Below are 15141 nucleotides of genomic sequence, written 5' to 3'. Positions count from 1 at the left end.
TCCGGGCCGATGGTAATGCAACCCGTAGGTTGCTCTTCATGGAGGCTGACATGACAACGACGACGGATCGCATCGAAAAAAAGGTTCTGCTGCGCGCTCCCCGGGCCCGGGTGTGGAACGCCCTAACGACGGCCGAGGAATTCAGCGCCTGGTTCGAGGTCGAGCTGACGGAAAAGGGGAAATTCATTGTAGGTGCACGGGTCGAAGGGCGCTTCTCCAAGGAAGACGTGATTGCGCCCCTCATGACCATCGAGCGGGTCGAGCCCGAGAAGCTTTTCTCGTACCGCTGGGTGCCGTATTCCACGGAGCCGAACATGAACTACGACTCCGAACCGAAGACGCTCGTCGAGTTTCGCTTGGAGGAGCAGGAAGGGGGCGTTCTGCTCACCGTGGTCGAATCGGGTTTCGACTCCATTCCGGTGGCGCGGCGCGCCAAGGCCTATCAGATGAACGAAGGCGGTTGGACGCAGCAGATGGACAACATCGAACGCTATGTCACCGCTCGAACGCGCTAATCGCTCGGGCGAGCAAAAGCTCGAAGCATCGGCCGCGATTTTCGCCGCCCTGGGCGATCCCATGCGCATGCGGCTGGTGGGGCGTCTGAGCTCGGACGGTCCCATGTCCATTGCGCGGTTGACCGCCGGTTCCGGCGTGACGCGTCAAGCCGTGACCAAACACCTCCAGGTGCTCGAAGATTCGGGCCTGGTGCGCGGTATTCGCGATGGTCGCGAGCGGATCTGGGAGCTTCAGCCCGAAGGTCTCGAACAAGCAAAGCAAGATCTCGAGCGCATCTCGCGGCGCTGGGACGAGGCACTCGGCCGCCTGAAGGCTTTCGTCGAAAAATGACGCATGCACAGGTGCTTTGCGATCACTGGATCGCGGACGACCATGATCGAATCATGCATATCCATGTAATTTAATTTCGATCATTCGACACATTTGGAGTTGGTATTGGCATTGCTCGGCAGGGCGCCCATCCGGAGGGCGCTCATGACCATACAAGGCAATGTCGTCAAATTGGCTCTTCTCGTTGGTGCACCCATTCTCGCGGCGACGATTGTCGCAGGGGATGCCTACGCACATGGTTCGATGGAGGCACCGCTCAGCCGCGTTTATGGCTGCCGCCTCGAGAACCCCGAGAGTCCGAAGTCCGCCGCCTGCAAAGCCGCCATTGCGCTGGGCGGAACGCAGGCTGCATACGATTGGAACGAAGTGAATATCCCCAATGCCGCCGGCAACCACCGGGCACTAATCCCCGACGGGAAATTGTGCAGTGCGGGGCGGGACAAGTACAAAGGCTACGACCTCGCGCGCTCCGATTGGCCGGCGACCAACCTGCCTTCTGGCGCGTCGTATACATTCCGCTACAAGGCGACGGCCCCGCACCGCGGCTCGTTCGAGTTGTATGTCACCCGAAATGGCTACAGCCCGACGCAGCCCCTGCGCTGGTCCGATCTGGAGCGCTTTCACACGGTCACCGACCCCGCGCTCTCGAACGGCGCCTACCAGATCCCCGCGCGAACCCCCTCGGGCAAGAGCGGCCGCCACATCATCTATGCCATTTGGCAGCGCTCGGACAGCCCCGAAGCCTTCTACAGCTGCTCGGACGTCATTTTCTAAGGAAGAGAGAATCACAGGGAGGCGGGGAGACGGGGAGAATTCGATTGTGAACCGCGCGGACTGGAAACCCTCGAATCTCCCCGCCTCCCCGCCTCCCTGTTCCATTCTCGTTCAGGGGCAGCTTTGCGTCGAACCTGTCGTGTTGACGCGGAGGGCGCCGCCTTTGGTGTTTTGGCTATTGGTTACGCAATAGCCGGTAATGCTTTGAAAGCCGATGTCGTAGGGGCTATTCGTTCCGCGTTCGTCGACGAGCTTGTCGAAGCGCAGGAAGCTTCCATTGCTGGCAATGATGCCCGGGCGGCCGTCGTTGTTCTTGAAGTGAACCTCGCTGTCGAGCCACGTGATATGGTGGGCATTGTGGACGTACCAGCCGTAGGAGGGGCGTGTTCCAATGCTGTTGGGATTGTAGTTTTTGGGATCGTTGCTCGGCACACCGGTGCCCATGGTGCCGTTTCCGCCGGGAACCTCGAGGTTCACGTTGGTGAACGTGACGTCGCTGATCTGATTGCCATCGGCCTCGCCCCAAATCGTGGGACTGTAGGCCCCCGTGCCGGTGTAGCTTCCCGTGATGTTCTCGTACGTGATGCCACTGATGTGGCCGACGCCAGGATTGTTCCCGCAGCGCTTTCGCGTGCCCACCTTCTGCATGATGTGCCCTTTGGTACCGGTCATGGTGATGTCGCGGTAGTGCACGTCGGTGATGTTCGCGCCATCCATGGAGACCATGCCCAGGCCGGACTTGCCCGCGCCCGTGATGGTGATGCGCTCGAACTTGTAATCCGTGAAGTCGCCGCACGTCTCCGAGCCGAACATGATGGCATTGCAACACCCCGCGGAGAACGCCGAATCGGTCACCGTCACGTGCCCATTGGGTAGCTTCGCACCCAATGCATAATCGCTCTTGAAGGCGAGTGCGTCGTCGTTGGCCGCGAAGTTGGCGTTGGTGATCGTCACGTTCTGCGCGCTGATGATGTTCCAACCGTCGCGATCGCTGGCCGTGTCGATGATCAGATGGTCGGAGGTGATGTTGTTGCAATTGTTCGTGAGGATCGCGAAGTGCCCGCCACGGCGGAATCGCAAGGTGTCGACTTTGAGGCCGTCGCATCGGGTCAGCGAGAGAATTTTGTCCGCCTCCCCGGATTTGGGATTGCCCGTGATGAGATTGCCGCCGCCGTCGATGGTGCCGGTGCCCGTGAAGGCGATGTTCTTCAGTCGGTCACCGTAGAACATGGCATTGTGAAAGTGGCTGTGCCCGTAATCCTGGTACTCGTCGTAATCGTTGGGTTCCGGCGGATCGTACGTATCCGCGCTCGACCCCAGGATGGTGGCCCCCGCGTCGACCTGGATCGTGATGTTGCTCTTCAAATGGATCGTATTGCTCGATTTGTACGTGCCGGACGGAAAGAGCACGATGCCCCCTCCGGCACGACTCGCCGCGTCGATCGTCCGATTGATCGCCGCCGAGTCATTCGCCGATCCATTGCCCATAGCGCCGTAATCGCGAACGCTGAACGTGGCGCTCAATGTGGCCGGCGCCGACGCGCTCTCTCGAGGCATGGCGTCGACCCCCAGCAACACGACGATTGCCATTACCGACTTCGTGAGCCATTGTTTGCTCATCGTCAGACCTCCTCCCTCGCGCCCGTGCGCGAGCCAAAAAGAGTCATTTGGACATCGAATGTGATACGAGATAGCGATGCGTTGATGGATGGTGCAAACCCTTTGCAGTCGGGTGAAGAACCTGACAATCGGCCGGATGACACCGGTGTCGTTTTGTCGAGGAGTGGTAAGGTGGCCTGACCACTTGGCTTGAGAGCATGGAATTGGTGCGTTGTATTGTCAAGAAACATTCTTGAACGGCTCTGGTGTGTGCGCGCGATGAGTCCTCATGTCCGGAGCGGAAACGGAAGTCGAACTCCATGGGTTCAATGACGAGAGCAGCGGTCTTATTTGGTATTTCCCTCCTGGCGCTGGTGCCGGTTCCGTCCCATGCGGCGGGACAATCGATCCCCGACACGATTCGGCCGTTCGGAGAGCGCGAGATCGACAAGGCATTCGACTACGCGGAAAGGCAATTGGCCAATACGGTGGCGACGACGCCCGTGGGCGCATTTCCGGTATTCACCGACAATCGCAAGACGGAGCCGACGTTCGGCAAATGGTCGACGCGAACGCTGCCCAAGCCGCGCTTTCCCGATTGGCGTGTGGGCTTCTTTCCCGGCACCTTGTGGCTCACGTACGAGTACACGCAAGATCCATATTGGCGCGAGCAGGCCGAGAAATGGACCAACGAACTAGAATACGTGCAAAACAACAATGCCGACCACGACATCGGCTTCGAGATGATGCCGAGTTTCGGCAATGCGCTGCGCCTCGCTCCGGATGCGCGCTACGAACCCATCTTGCGTCGAAGTGCGGATTCGCTGGCCTCGCGATTCAATCCGGTCGTCGGCGCGACGCAATCGTGGAGTTGGGCCATTCCGCAGAATTGGACCTTCCCGGTCATCGTCGACAACATGATGAACCTGGAGCTCCTCTTTTGGTCAGCCTCCCACGGCGGCAATCCAAAGCACTATGACATGGCCGTGAGCCATGCGCTGCGCACGCGGGAGAACCACGTCCGTCCCGACGGCGGCACGTACCACGTGGTGGACTACGATCCCGCCACCGGCAACGTCATCAAGCGCATCACCTTCCAGGGTTACGAAAACGAGAGCACGTGGGCACGGGGCGAGGCCTGGGCCATCTACGGCTTTACCATGACGTACCGTTTCACCAAGGACGCGCGCTTCTTGGAAACGGCCGAAAAGGTGGCCGACTATTTCATCGACCACGTAAAGAAGGACTGGGTCCCCAATTGGGATTTCCAGGCGCCCGCGCAATACACGCAAAAGGACAGCTCGGCCGCCGCCATCGCGGCCGCCGGCCTGATCGAGCTGGCGCAGTTCGAACGAACCCAACGCGGTGGGTTCCCCCGGTACCTGGCCTATCGAGTGGCCGCAGGGCGCATCTTGAATGCACTTTACCGCTCCTACCGCGCCGAGGGCACCCCGAACCAGGGCTTGCTCCTCCACGGCACGGGCAACTACCCCGCGCTATGGCGGGCGAATAACCCAAGCGAGATCGACATCGCGCTGATCTACGGCGACTACTACTTCCTGGAAGCGCTGCTTCGGTACCAACAGATGCTGCGCGAGTGCCACTAAGGGACGACGTGAAGAAGAACTGAAGAAGGAAACCGCCAAGGCCGCCATAGGTCGCCAGGATCGCCAAATGAACCAACGATAAACCCCAAAGAATGAGGGTTTGTTTTTGGTTCTCGTTGTGAAGAAGGAAACCGCCAAGGGGCCGAGGGAAATGACAATAAACCAAATGAGGTTTATTGTTGTTTCCCCTGGCGATCCTGGCGTCAATGTATTCTTGGCGGTTTTCTTCTTACACGACGAACACGAACGACAAGGACGACGTGAAGAAGAACTGAAGAAGGAAACCGCCAGTGCGCCAGGAAAGCCTGGCCGAAGGGAAAGGAGCAAGCCGGAAACTTCGGAAAGCGACCCACGGGTGAAAGTCCCGACACCTAAAGATGGGGACCATCGGGGTGAAGCGAGTCTTGCGTCGGAACCGCGAGGTGTACGGCGAAGCGTAGACAGCGGGTACGCGGGCCGCGGAGAACCAGCCCCGAAAATCTCATGTCGTGGGAGCCGACGCCTTTGGCGGGGTGGAAGGCAGCATCAACATGGCGAAAACGCAGGGCAATGCCCGGGGTCTCGAAGCCAAGTTGGTCCCACCGGGGTGCAAGACCGCAGCACGTGCACAAGGGACGCCCAGGAACCTAGGGAGATCTCGTTGCCTCCAGCGGGAGCTGGAACGTGAAGAGCGAGGGGAGACCGAAGCGCGATCGGGGTGACGAGAAGTCGGAGCATCGCAATAGGAGGCATGGACGCGGGGGAACAGAGGCCGTAAGGACCCCGCCGAGCAAAGAGCGATGCCGTGAGTTGGAACTGCAAGAGGGAACGATGGGAGAGACGAAGGGCTCACAAACCATCTCAATGCGACTCGAGCGGATAGCGGAACTGGTGAGGAAATTTCCGGAATCACCGCTGACGACGCTCGCCCATCACATCGACGTGGAGTGGCTGAACGAGGCGTATCGCCGGACACGCAAGGATGGCGCGACGGGCATCGATGGCGTAAGCGCAGAGCAGTACGAGGAGAAGCTGCAGGAAAACCTGCAAAATCTACTCGAAGGCGTGAAGTCAGGCATGTACCGGGCGCCGTCCGTGAGGCGGGTACACATCCCGAAGGGAGATGGGTCGCAGACACGACCGATCGGAATTCCAACCTTCGAGGACAAGGTCCTGCAACGGGCGATTATGATGGTGCTCGAACCAGTGTACGAAAAGATGTTTCACGACTTTTCGTACGGTTTTCGACCCGGACGATCGGCTCACCAGGCGTGCGACGCGGTTTGGTCGGGCACGATGCGAATGAAGGGAGGGTGGGTGCTGGAGGCCGATATCGAAGGCTTCTTCAACACCATCGATCACGGAAAGCTACGGGAAATTCTAAGCCAACGGATACGTGATGGCGTGATTCTGCGCCTGATCGGCAAGTGGCTGAACGCGGGAGTACTGGAAGGAATGAAGCTCTCGCGACCCGAAACAGGGACCCCGCAGGGGGGAGTGATCTCCCCACTGCTGGCGAACATCTACCTGCACGAAGTGCTAGACGAATGGTTCGTGCGAGAAGTCCAGCCACGACTCGCAAGTCGAGCGATGCTGGTGCGCTATGCCGACGATTTCGTCATCGTCTTCGAGCAGAAAGAGGACGCCGAGCGGGTACTTGACGTACTTCCGAAACGATTCGAGAAGTACGGACTGACGTTGCATCCTGAGAAAACGCGGCTGGTACGCTTTACGCGTCCAAGCGCCGAAGGAGGGAGCGACGATGGTCCGGGCACCTTCGATCTGCTGGGCTTCACGCACTACTGGGGCTTGTCGCGCAAGGGCAAGTGGGTGGTGAAGAGGCGCACGGCGAAGGACCGATTCACACGAGCCGTGCGTCGGATCAGCGAGTGGTGCCGCAGGCACATGCACAAGCCGGTCACGACGCAGCGCCAGGCGCTTTGCAAGAAGCTCTGCGGCCACTACGCCTACTACGGAGTCACGTCAAACTTCAAAGCGGTCGCTCGCTTCAAGTTCGTCGTACAAATCGTATGGCGCCGTTGGCTGTCGAGACGCTCGCAAAAGGGCCACGTGACGTGGAACAGAATGAACGAGCTACTGAAGCGCTTTCCGCTTCCGTCGCCCCGGATCGTCCACGGCTACCTCACGTAGCGAATCCAACTCACGAAGAGCCGGATGCGGGAGACCCGCAAGTCCGGATCTGTGGGGGCCCCCGGGAGACCGGGGGCTACCCGACGGACGCCAGGGTCGCCAGGGGGGCCGAGGGAAATGGCAATAAACCAAATGAGGGTTTATTGTTGGTTCCCCTGGCGATCCTGGCGACTCTCTTTTGGCGTCCTGGCGGTTCGAAATCGACACCGAGATCAGCCGCGGTGGGCTTTCTGCAAGGTGGCGATGTCGAGTTTGACCATTTTCAACATGGCGTCGCAGACGCGTTTGGCGCGGACGGGATCGGAGTCGGTCATCATTTCGTCCATGATGGCGGGGACGATTTGCCAGCGGAGGCCGAATCGGTCGATGAGCCAACCACAGGCCTGCTCTTTGCCGCCGCCTTGGAGTAGGGCGTTCCAATAGCGGTCGAGCTCTGCCTGGTCGTCGCACAATACGACCAAGGAAATGGCGTCGTTGAATTCGTGGTGCGGTCCGGCGGTGATGGCCTGAAAGCGTTGGCCGAGGAGGGTGAAGTCCACGACTTTGACCGAACCCGGCGGTCCGCTGGGGGTCTCGCTCAGCAGCGGGGTGACGCGGTCGACACGCGAGTTGGGGAAGATCGACGCATAGAACCGTGCCGCCTCTTCCGCTTCCTTGGCGTACCATAGGTGTGTAAAAATTTTGCTGGTAGAACGCTTCGCTTCCATGTGTGACCTCCTCGTTCGGTAGTTACGTCGTACGAGAAGGCGCCGACTCGACATGGGCCGTCGTTTTTTTTTCGACCAGCGTTCAAGTCCCCCGGGTTGCCACGATATCGTGCCGGGCAGCCCATGCGTTCAGGTCCGAGCGCGAAATGGCGGCCGCCATCAGGTCGGGGAATAGGTCCGGGGTGCACGCGAACGTCGGGATGCCGAGCTTGGCGAAGTGGGTGGCGTGGTTTGGGTCGTAGGCGGGGGTGCCCTTGTCGGTCAGCGCGAGGAGGCAAATGACATTGACCCCGCTTTGCACGAGCGACGCGGCGCGGTTCATCATTTCTTCGGCGTTGCCGCCCTCGAAAAGGTCCGTGATCAAGACGAGAATCGTGTCGGCGGGGCGGGTGATGATCCGCTGGCAATAGGTGAGGGCCTGGTGAATGTCGGTGCCCCCGCCGAGCTGCGTGCCAAAGAGCAAATCCACCGGATCATCGAGTTGCTCGCTCAGATCCGCCACGGACGTGTCGAAGACGATCATGCGCGTGGTGACCGCACGGAGCGAGGCCAGCACGGCGCCGAAAATGCTCGCGTACACGACCGAAGCCGCCATCGAGCCGCTTTGATCGACGCAAAGAACGATGTCGCGCAGGCTGGAGCGCTTGCGGCCGTGCCCGACGAGGTGCTCGGGAACCAAGGTGCGGCGCTCCGGCAAATACGTGCCCAAGTTTTTGCGAATGGTGCGGTCCCAATTGATTTCCGACACGCGCGGACGGCGTGAGCGTGTCGCCTTGTTGAGGCTACCGCGCACGGCTTGAAGCATCGGCTCGCGCAGTTTGCGCTCCAAATCGGCCACCACCTTGGCCACCACGCCGCGGGCCGTGTCCTTGGTCTTCGCGGGGATGACCCGGCTCAGCGAAAGCAACGTGGCCACCAAGTGCACGTCGGCATCCACCGCCTCCAAGGTTTCCGGCTCCAGCAGCATCTGCGTCAGATGCAGCCGGGAAAGCGCGTCACCCTGCATCACGCGCACGACGGAGGATGGAAAATAGGTGCGGATATCACCCAGCCACCGCGCGACATTCGGCGACGAGCTGCCGAGCCCTCCTCGGCGATCGCTGTCGTAGAGGGCCTGGAGCACGCGGTCCATGCCCAGGTCCTCGTTGCTCAAGGGCCCTAGGGTCTCGTTCGTCTCGGCACCCAGGGCGAGTCGCCATCGGCGCAATCGATCGTCGTCGCTCATGGGATCTCCACCCCGAGGATCTGCGAAAGAACCGGGTAGACCTGTGCGGCCCGCTGCGCATCGAGAACCGGGCCCGCGCTGGGAGCCCGCGCCTGCGGCCCGCGGCCGACGTTTTTCACGCGCTCGCCGATGCGGCGCCGCTCGGCCGCGCCGAAGTTCGAAAAGCCCCGGCGCACGAGGGGAAGCATTTCCACGAAGGCTTCATCGGAGAGCGAGGCAATCCACGCGTCGAGTGCGTCCCAAAGGCCATCGTGCGAGAGAAGGAGCAGCGCGCTGCCGCGCAAAAGGCCCTCGACCCACGATGCTGCCGCAGCAGGCGGGGCCGCCGGCGAAAGCGCCAAGCGCGCCAGCCGCTCGAGCTCGACTGTCTCGATGATTCGCTGCTCGAGCAACAATCGGCATGCGCTGCCGCGCACCAGCCCATGGATCTCGCCCCGGCCGAGCAACGCCTGCAGCACCGCCGTCCATTCGCTGGCGAGATCCGCGCGATCGAGCAGGGCCACGCTCTCGTGAACGCGCCCGATGGCTTCGCGCGCGCGCGTGGCCGCGTCGTCGTCCAGTGATGCGCAACCCGGCAGAAGGCCGACCACGATGCGCTCGAAAAGGCCATTCGCGATGGACGCGAGGTGCTCCGTGCGCGTCTGCCGCACGTTGCCATAGCGAATCGCTCGCGCCAGCGGCGGAAAAGCATCCATCAGCGCAAAGACGTCCGCGGAGAGCGCCGCGCGCTCCTGCAGCCGTTCGAGCACGCTGTCCGTCGCCTCGGGCAGCTCGCTCAGAATGGTCGCATCGAGCAGCGCCGTTAGGCCGGCCAGGTTGGCGTTGCGCGCATCCTCGGACGACTTCGAGGTTGCGGCCGACTCGATGGTGTTCCCGTGGATGTTCGCCTCGATGAGCGCGAGGGTCAGCTCCGGATCCCAGGCCAAGGTCCAGTGCTCGTGAAAGGTGCCCGTTTTGCCGGCGCCGATCTCTTGCAGCCGTCCCCACGGAATGCCCAGTAGGTTCAATCGATGCAAAAGACGGCTTTTGCCGCGGTCGTGCTCATTGCGCAAATCGAGTTCGAGCGGCTTGGGATCGGCAATCGGCTTCATGCGCAATCGCTTTTGCGCCGCCGCCAGATCGCGCTGAAGCGGCACCGCCGCCGATTCCTCGGGCACCTCGCCCATGGACTCGCCGATTTCCAACTTCGTGCGAATCAGGTTCATCGGTGAGGCATCGCCATGGCAGAGCACCGATAGAGTGGCATCGGTGAGCTCGGCCAATCCCGGCATGGAGAGCGCGCGCAGCGACGCGAGGGCATCGGCCAGGCGCACCGTTTCGATGACGCTGGCCGAGGGCGCGTCGATGCCCGCATCGCGAAGCAGCCGCGCAATCTGCGATACCCACGTAAAGGAGGCCTGCCCTGGATGCCCCCCCGATTGCCAAAGGTGCCCGTACCAACCCGGCGAAGCGATGCCCGCGCCATAGCCGCTGCGGTACGACAATCGCGAATAGGTCCACGGTATCCAAGTGGCCTCGGTTTTCGTCTTGGGCAATCCCTTGAGAATCGCGTCGTCCGTTTTCGCACTCGACGGTGCCACCAGCGCCGGTCCGTGCCATGCACCGCACACGACGGCGATGCGCTGAAAGCCCTCTTTCGTCGCCGCCCGCAAGGTCTTTCGCATGTACGCTTCGCGCTGCGCCTCGCGGGTGTGAGCCGGCGGGAACAATGCATGGGCCCGAAGCTCCGTCATCGCTTCCAGAATGGCCTCGAACATGCCGCGCGCATCGCTTCGCTGTTCGATTTGGTGCTCCCACCAGAGCTCGCGGTCCGTATACCCCGCGGCCCGCGCCAACGTCCCCAAGGGATCGTCGTGTAGCTCTTTTTCGCCTTCGGCCTCCTCTTTTTCTTCCGTCTTCAATTGGTGCGAGAGTGGAAGATCCATGAACCGCGCGGGGATGCCGCGTTCGAGCGCGAAGGACAGCGCTTGCCACTCCGGCGAAAAGGTCGCGAAGGGATAGAACACCGCCTGGCTCGGCGAATCGCTCGCATACACCAATAGCGCGACCGGCGGCTTCATCGCCGCATGGGTGATCATGGGCAATTGCGATTGCGCATCGGGTGGCCCTTCGACCAGGACGATATCCGGCGCGAGCTCCTCCAGTGCACGCCGCACACTGCGTGCGCTGCCCGGACCATGATGCCGAATGCCGAAGACGTGAATCTCGCTCACACGACGCTCATGCAGGCGCGGTAAAGGTCTTTCCAGCCTTCGCGTTCCTTGACGACGGTCTTCAAGTACTCGAGCCACACCAGGCGGTCTTGCACCGGATCGCGCACGATGGCGCCGGTGAGGCCTGCCGCGAGATCGCCGCCGCGCATCACGCCGTCGCCGTAGTATCCGGCCATGGCCAGGCCTCCGTTGACCACCGAGATGGCCTCGGCCGTCGACAACGTGCCCGAGGGGGATTTCACCTTGGTGGCGCCGTCGCTGGTCACGCCCTCGCGCAGCTCGCGAAAAATCGTGACGACGCGACGAATCTCCTCGATGGCCGGTTTCTCGGCGGGAAGCTCCAGGGCGCGGCCCAATTCGGCGACGCGCTTTTGGACGATTTCCACCTCTTGCTCGAGGGTTTCCGGCACGGGAAGCACGACGGTGTTGAAGCGCCGTGTGAGGGCGCTGGAGAGCTCGTTGATGCCTTTGTCGCGGTTGTTCGACGTGGCAATCACGTTGAAGCCTTTGCGCGCCTGCACCTCGGTCGACAATTCGTGAATCGGTAATGTCTTTTCGGACAGAATGGTAATCAAGGTGTCTTGCACGTCGTTGGGAATGCGGGTCAGCTCCTCCACGCGTGCAATCTTTCCGTCCTTCATGGCGCGCAGCATGGGGCTCACCACCAGCGCCCCCTCCGACGGACCCTCGGCCAAAAGCCGCGCGTAGTTCCATCCGTAGCGGAGCGCGCCTTCATCGGTGCCTGCGGTTCCTTGGACGAGCAAGGTGGAGTCGCCCGCAATGGCCGCAGCCAAATGCTCGCTCACCCACGATTTGGCGGTGCCGGGCACGCCGTACAAGAGGAGCGCGCGATCCGTGGCCAAGGTGGCGACGGCAATCTCGATGAGGCGCACGTTGCCGATGTATTTCGCGCTGACCTGAAAGCCGTTCGGCAGGGGGCCCCCGCAGAGGTACGTGCGCACCGCCCAGGGCGAGAGCTTCCAATTCGGCGGGCGCTGCATGCCGTCGGCTTTGGAGAGCTCCGCGAGCTCCTCGGCGAATTGCTGTTCGGCGTGGTGACGAAGTACGGCGGGTGAGCTCACGGGTGAATCTCCTGGACGAGTTCGTGGCGGACGCGAAGGACTTCCATGAAGGAAAGAAGCTGCGGTGTGAGGCGGTTTTCGCGCTGCTCGCGCTCGAACGCGGCAAGCACCTGAAGAGCGCGTGGCAACACGGCATGCGGGAGGGCGAGCGCAGCGTCGCGCAGGGAGGCCATCATGGCCTGGGTGCGCAGGGACGTGGTGTGGATCTCGCGTTCGAGCGCGGCGATGTAACGAAGGCCGATGGACTCGGGCCATGGTGAGGCCAAGGCGCAGAGGGCCATGCTCAGATGGATGCGCGTGGGGCCTTCGCCGAAGAGCGGCTCGACGCGCGACGCGGCTTCCGCGGGCGGGAGGCGCTGGAGGATCTGCACGAGCATGGCATTGGCAATCGGTGCGATGGCGACCTTTTCGTCGCAACGTTGCCAAAATTCCCAGAGGGCGGCCAGCCACTCGGGATCTTCGTGCAGGAGCGCCGCCTTCGTCCACCCTTCGCAGAGGGCGCCGGCCCAATCGGTCTTTTCGGCGGCGTGCACCAGGGTGGCGGCATTCGTGTCGAATCGGGTGCGCCAATGCGATGGGGGAATCGCGGAGAGTGCACGCGAGAGCCAAAAGGCGAGGGCACCCACGCCCTGCGGCGGGCGCGCGGAGAGGCCATCGCGCGCGGCGTCCGGGTCGGTGCTTTCCGGCGGCTTCACCGACAGGGCTCCGCCGCTGAAATGAAGGACGGCATCGGTGCGGGCGATCATGCGTGCCACGAAGGCGCTGCGAACGAGCCGCGGGAGCAAGGCTTGTGCGGCGTCGCGCACCGCGGAGGCGCGGTCGCGGAGTTGGGCGGAGACGAAGGGCTCGTCGTCGTCGGAGATGCCCGTGGCCATGACGGTGAGGAACGCGGCGCGTTCGTCCGCCTTCTCCGAGGACCACGAGGCCTCGAGCCATGCGCGCGCCTTCGCAGGATCGATGGCGCGGGCACGCGCGAGTGCATCGCGGCGTCCGGGCGAGGCGCCTTCGAGCCACGCGCGTTCGATCGCCGCGATGTCCGGTGCATCGGCGGGGGTCGTGGCCCATTCCCATGCGGGGTTCATACGCGCCAGCCACGGTCCACGTTCCCCGAGCACGCGCCGCGCAGCCGAGCGAAGCGCTTCTCCGCGGGCGCCGAGGGCACCCGGAAGCAAGGCGTGCGGAAGGCGCAACCCTGCCCGATCGAGCAGTGCCAAGGCCTCGAGGAGCAGCTCTTTCTGGCCTTCGCGTAGGATGTCCTCGAGCAGCCGCGTCGCCTTCGCCGAGCAGGCTGGCCGCGTTTCGGGCGCAGCTGCCGGGGCGGGATCCGCGTTCTTCGTCACCGCCGCACCTGCGACGGTGGCCACCGCGCGCGCGCCCGCCGCGAGCAGGATGCGCTGCGGCGCCGATGCATCGGGAAGCTTCGCCAGCACGCCCGCGGCCAGCGCGTCGAGCGGCTCGGCCGTCTCGTCGAGGTGTTCTTGCCGCGAGGTGCCGATCACGGCCCAGCGGGTGAGCGGATCCATGTGCACTTACGCGTCCTCCTCATCGTCCGCGGGCGCGGGAATCACATGGTATTCGCCCTTGTGCATCACCGCGATGGGCGTCAGCGCCTCGCCATTCCACTCCGCCGCCAGGTCGATGGACTCGCCCCCCGAGAGCGCAAACAAGGTCCACGCATCGTTGCGCACGAGGGGCAGGGCACCGCCTTCGGCGTCGCGCACGATGCATGCGCCCACGGCCGTGCGTACCGGTGTCACGCCGCGCAACCCCGCGAAGGTTCGCTCGAGCCAAGGCAGCAGGGCCAGCGCTTCGGCGTACCAAATGCGAAAGCTCTCGATTCGATCGAACCCGGGTAGCCGTTCGGACCAGGCACGCGGCGCCCGCTCTTTGGCAGGATTCGCGCGAATGAGTGCCCGCTGCGGGAAGGCACTCGGGCGATAAACCAGCTCCGCATCGAACACCGTGCCGGGCATCATGTTCTCCGCGAAGGGCGCGGTGCCCGCGGCAAATTGCAGAAACAGCGCCACCCGTCCCGTGTGCGTGCCCACCAGCCAATTGCGCTGCACGCGAAAGCGCTCTTCGTCGAACAGCGATTGCCCGGCGAGAAGCCACGCATCCTGAACCGCCTCGCCCGACGTCAGGATCTCCTCGTGCGAAAGCGACCACCCAATGAGCTGCCGCACGTCGGCCTGGAGGGGCGCTGGCAGCTCCTCGATCCGCCGGAACGCGTGCGTCAAAAGCGCAATGCGCCCCATCTCGCCGAGCAGCTTCACCGGCCAATCCGAAACATGGTTGCCCACGTAACGACCGAGCCGCCGCACCCGTGACGCGAGCCCCGGCGCCTGCGCATCCACGAGCCGCGCCGCCTGACCCTCCCAAAAGGCGGCCGGCCGGTCCTCGACTTGCGCAAGCCCCTGCCGGATCAAGTCGCTCATCCACAAATCGAGCCCCTCGATGCCTTTCACGACACGTTGCCGCCGCCGCTCGGCGCGTTTGGCCTGTTCCGCGGGATCCGGCGTTTTCGCGGGCTCGGCCTCCTTTTCCTTCTTCCGCTCCGCACTTGCCGTGCGCCGTTCCACCCATTCGAGTACCCAGGCCGGCGGCTCCGTCCCCGTGGAAAAGGCACCCAGCGATCCCGCGGCGAGAAGCATCAGCCCCAACGCATGCTTGCAAGGGAACTTCCGACTCGGGCACGTGCACTTGGACGCCATCGTGTCGGGATCCACGCACACCCGATAAAGCGCACTGCCCTGGCATTCTCCCCAGAGCGCACGCTCACTTCGCGCCAACCCTTTCCACGATGACGCCACGCCGAGCTTCCGCCCCGCCGAAGCCGCATTGGAATCGGGCGCCAGCCCCAACACTTGTTCGACGCTCAGATTCATTCAGGCCTTACGTCCCTCATGTGCCTCATCTGCCATCGACTCCTCGGTTAACGCTCGGCTCATTCGTGAAGAT

11 protein-coding genes and 1 pseudogene are annotated in these 15141 nt (G+C 62.9%); 5 read left to right on the top strand and 7 right to left on the bottom strand.

The annotated features are described in order from the left end of the window. The first annotated feature begins 50 nt into the window (after positions 1–50). The 3 genes and pseudogenes from LZC95_30730 (at position 51) to LZC95_30720 (ending at position 1617) form a co-directional block, all read left to right on the top strand. A complete protein-coding gene (locus tag LZC95_30730; protein WXA90816.1) occupies positions 51–515 on the top strand; it encodes an SRPBCC family protein in 465 nt (154 codons plus the stop codon). After that, the gene (locus tag LZC95_30725) at positions 493–846 is read left to right on the top strand and encodes a metalloregulator ArsR/SmtB family transcription factor (GenBank protein ID WXA90815.1); all 354 of its coding nucleotides are present in this window, start codon (positions 493–495) and stop codon (positions 844–846) included. The genes LZC95_30730 and LZC95_30725 overlap by 23 nt, the downstream gene beginning before the upstream one ends. A 225-nt stretch (positions 847–1071) precedes the next feature. Beyond that, positions 1072–1617: pseudogene (locus tag LZC95_30720) on the top strand (lytic polysaccharide monooxygenase). A 114-nt stretch (positions 1618–1731) separates the two neighbouring features. On the opposite strand, the gene LZC95_30715 reads toward LZC95_30720, so the two are convergent. Continuing rightward, positions 1732–3240 carry a glycosyl hydrolase family 28 protein gene (locus tag LZC95_30715; GenBank protein ID WXA90814.1) on the bottom strand — a complete coding sequence of 503 codons (1509 nt, stop codon included), beginning with the start codon at positions 3238–3240 and terminating at the stop codon, positions 1732–1734. A gap of 308 nt (positions 3241–3548) precedes the next feature. Between LZC95_30715 and LZC95_30710 the strand changes: the two genes are divergently transcribed. Beyond that, complete coding sequence (locus LZC95_30710) at positions 3549–4826, top strand: glycoside hydrolase family 88 protein (GenBank protein ID WXA90813.1); 1278 nt, start codon at positions 3549–3551, stop codon at positions 4824–4826. Between the two features lie 810 nt (positions 4827–5636). Next, positions 5637–6956 (top strand): group II intron reverse transcriptase/maturase, encoded by a 1320-nt coding sequence (gene ltrA / locus LZC95_30705; GenBank protein WXA90812.1) that lies wholly within the window; start codon positions 5637–5639, stop codon positions 6954–6956. A gap of 212 nt (positions 6957–7168) precedes the next feature. Here the strand turns inward: ltrA and LZC95_30700 are convergent, their stop codons facing one another. The 6 genes from LZC95_30700 to LZC95_30675 all read right to left on the bottom strand — a co-directional run bounded on the left by LZC95_30700 (position 7169) and on the right by LZC95_30675 (position 15068). Next, the gene (locus tag LZC95_30700; GenBank protein ID WXA90811.1) at positions 7169–7663 is read right to left on the bottom strand and encodes a VOC family protein; all 495 of its coding nucleotides are present in this window, start codon (positions 7661–7663) and stop codon (positions 7169–7171) included. Positions 7664–7745: 82 nt separating this feature from the next. Then, positions 7746–8888, bottom strand: a complete 1143-nt coding sequence (locus LZC95_30695) for a VWA domain-containing protein (GenBank protein ID WXA90810.1) — start codon at positions 8886–8888, stop codon at positions 7746–7748. Continuing rightward, a complete protein-coding gene (locus tag LZC95_30690; GenBank protein WXA90809.1) occupies positions 8885–11101 on the bottom strand; it encodes a DUF5682 family protein in 2217 nt (738 codons plus the stop codon). The genes LZC95_30695 and LZC95_30690 overlap by 4 nt, the downstream gene beginning before the upstream one ends. Next, positions 11098–12183, bottom strand: a complete 1086-nt coding sequence (locus tag LZC95_30685; GenBank protein ID WXA90808.1) for an AAA family ATPase — start codon at positions 12181–12183, stop codon at positions 11098–11100. Before LZC95_30685 ends, LZC95_30690 begins: the two co-directional genes overlap by 4 nt. After that, on the bottom strand, positions 12180–13706 hold the full coding sequence (locus LZC95_30680; protein ID WXA90807.1) for a DUF5691 domain-containing protein: 1527 nt from the start codon (positions 13704–13706) through the stop codon (positions 12180–12182). Before LZC95_30680 ends, LZC95_30685 begins: the two co-directional genes overlap by 4 nt. A gap of 6 nt (positions 13707–13712) precedes the next feature. After that, positions 13713–15068 (bottom strand): SWIM zinc finger domain-containing protein, encoded by a 1356-nt coding sequence (locus tag LZC95_30675; protein WXA90806.1) that lies wholly within the window; start codon positions 15066–15068, stop codon positions 13713–13715. Positions 15069–15141 lie beyond the last annotated feature (73 nt).

Source organism: Sorangiineae bacterium MSr12523 (assembly GCA_037157775.1).
GTDB classification, from domain to species: domain Bacteria; phylum Myxococcota_A; class Polyangia; order Polyangiales; family Polyangiaceae; genus Pendulispora; species Pendulispora brunnea.
Note: the sequence above shows the minus strand (reverse complement) of the source record. Positions and strands in the feature narration are given on the sequence as shown.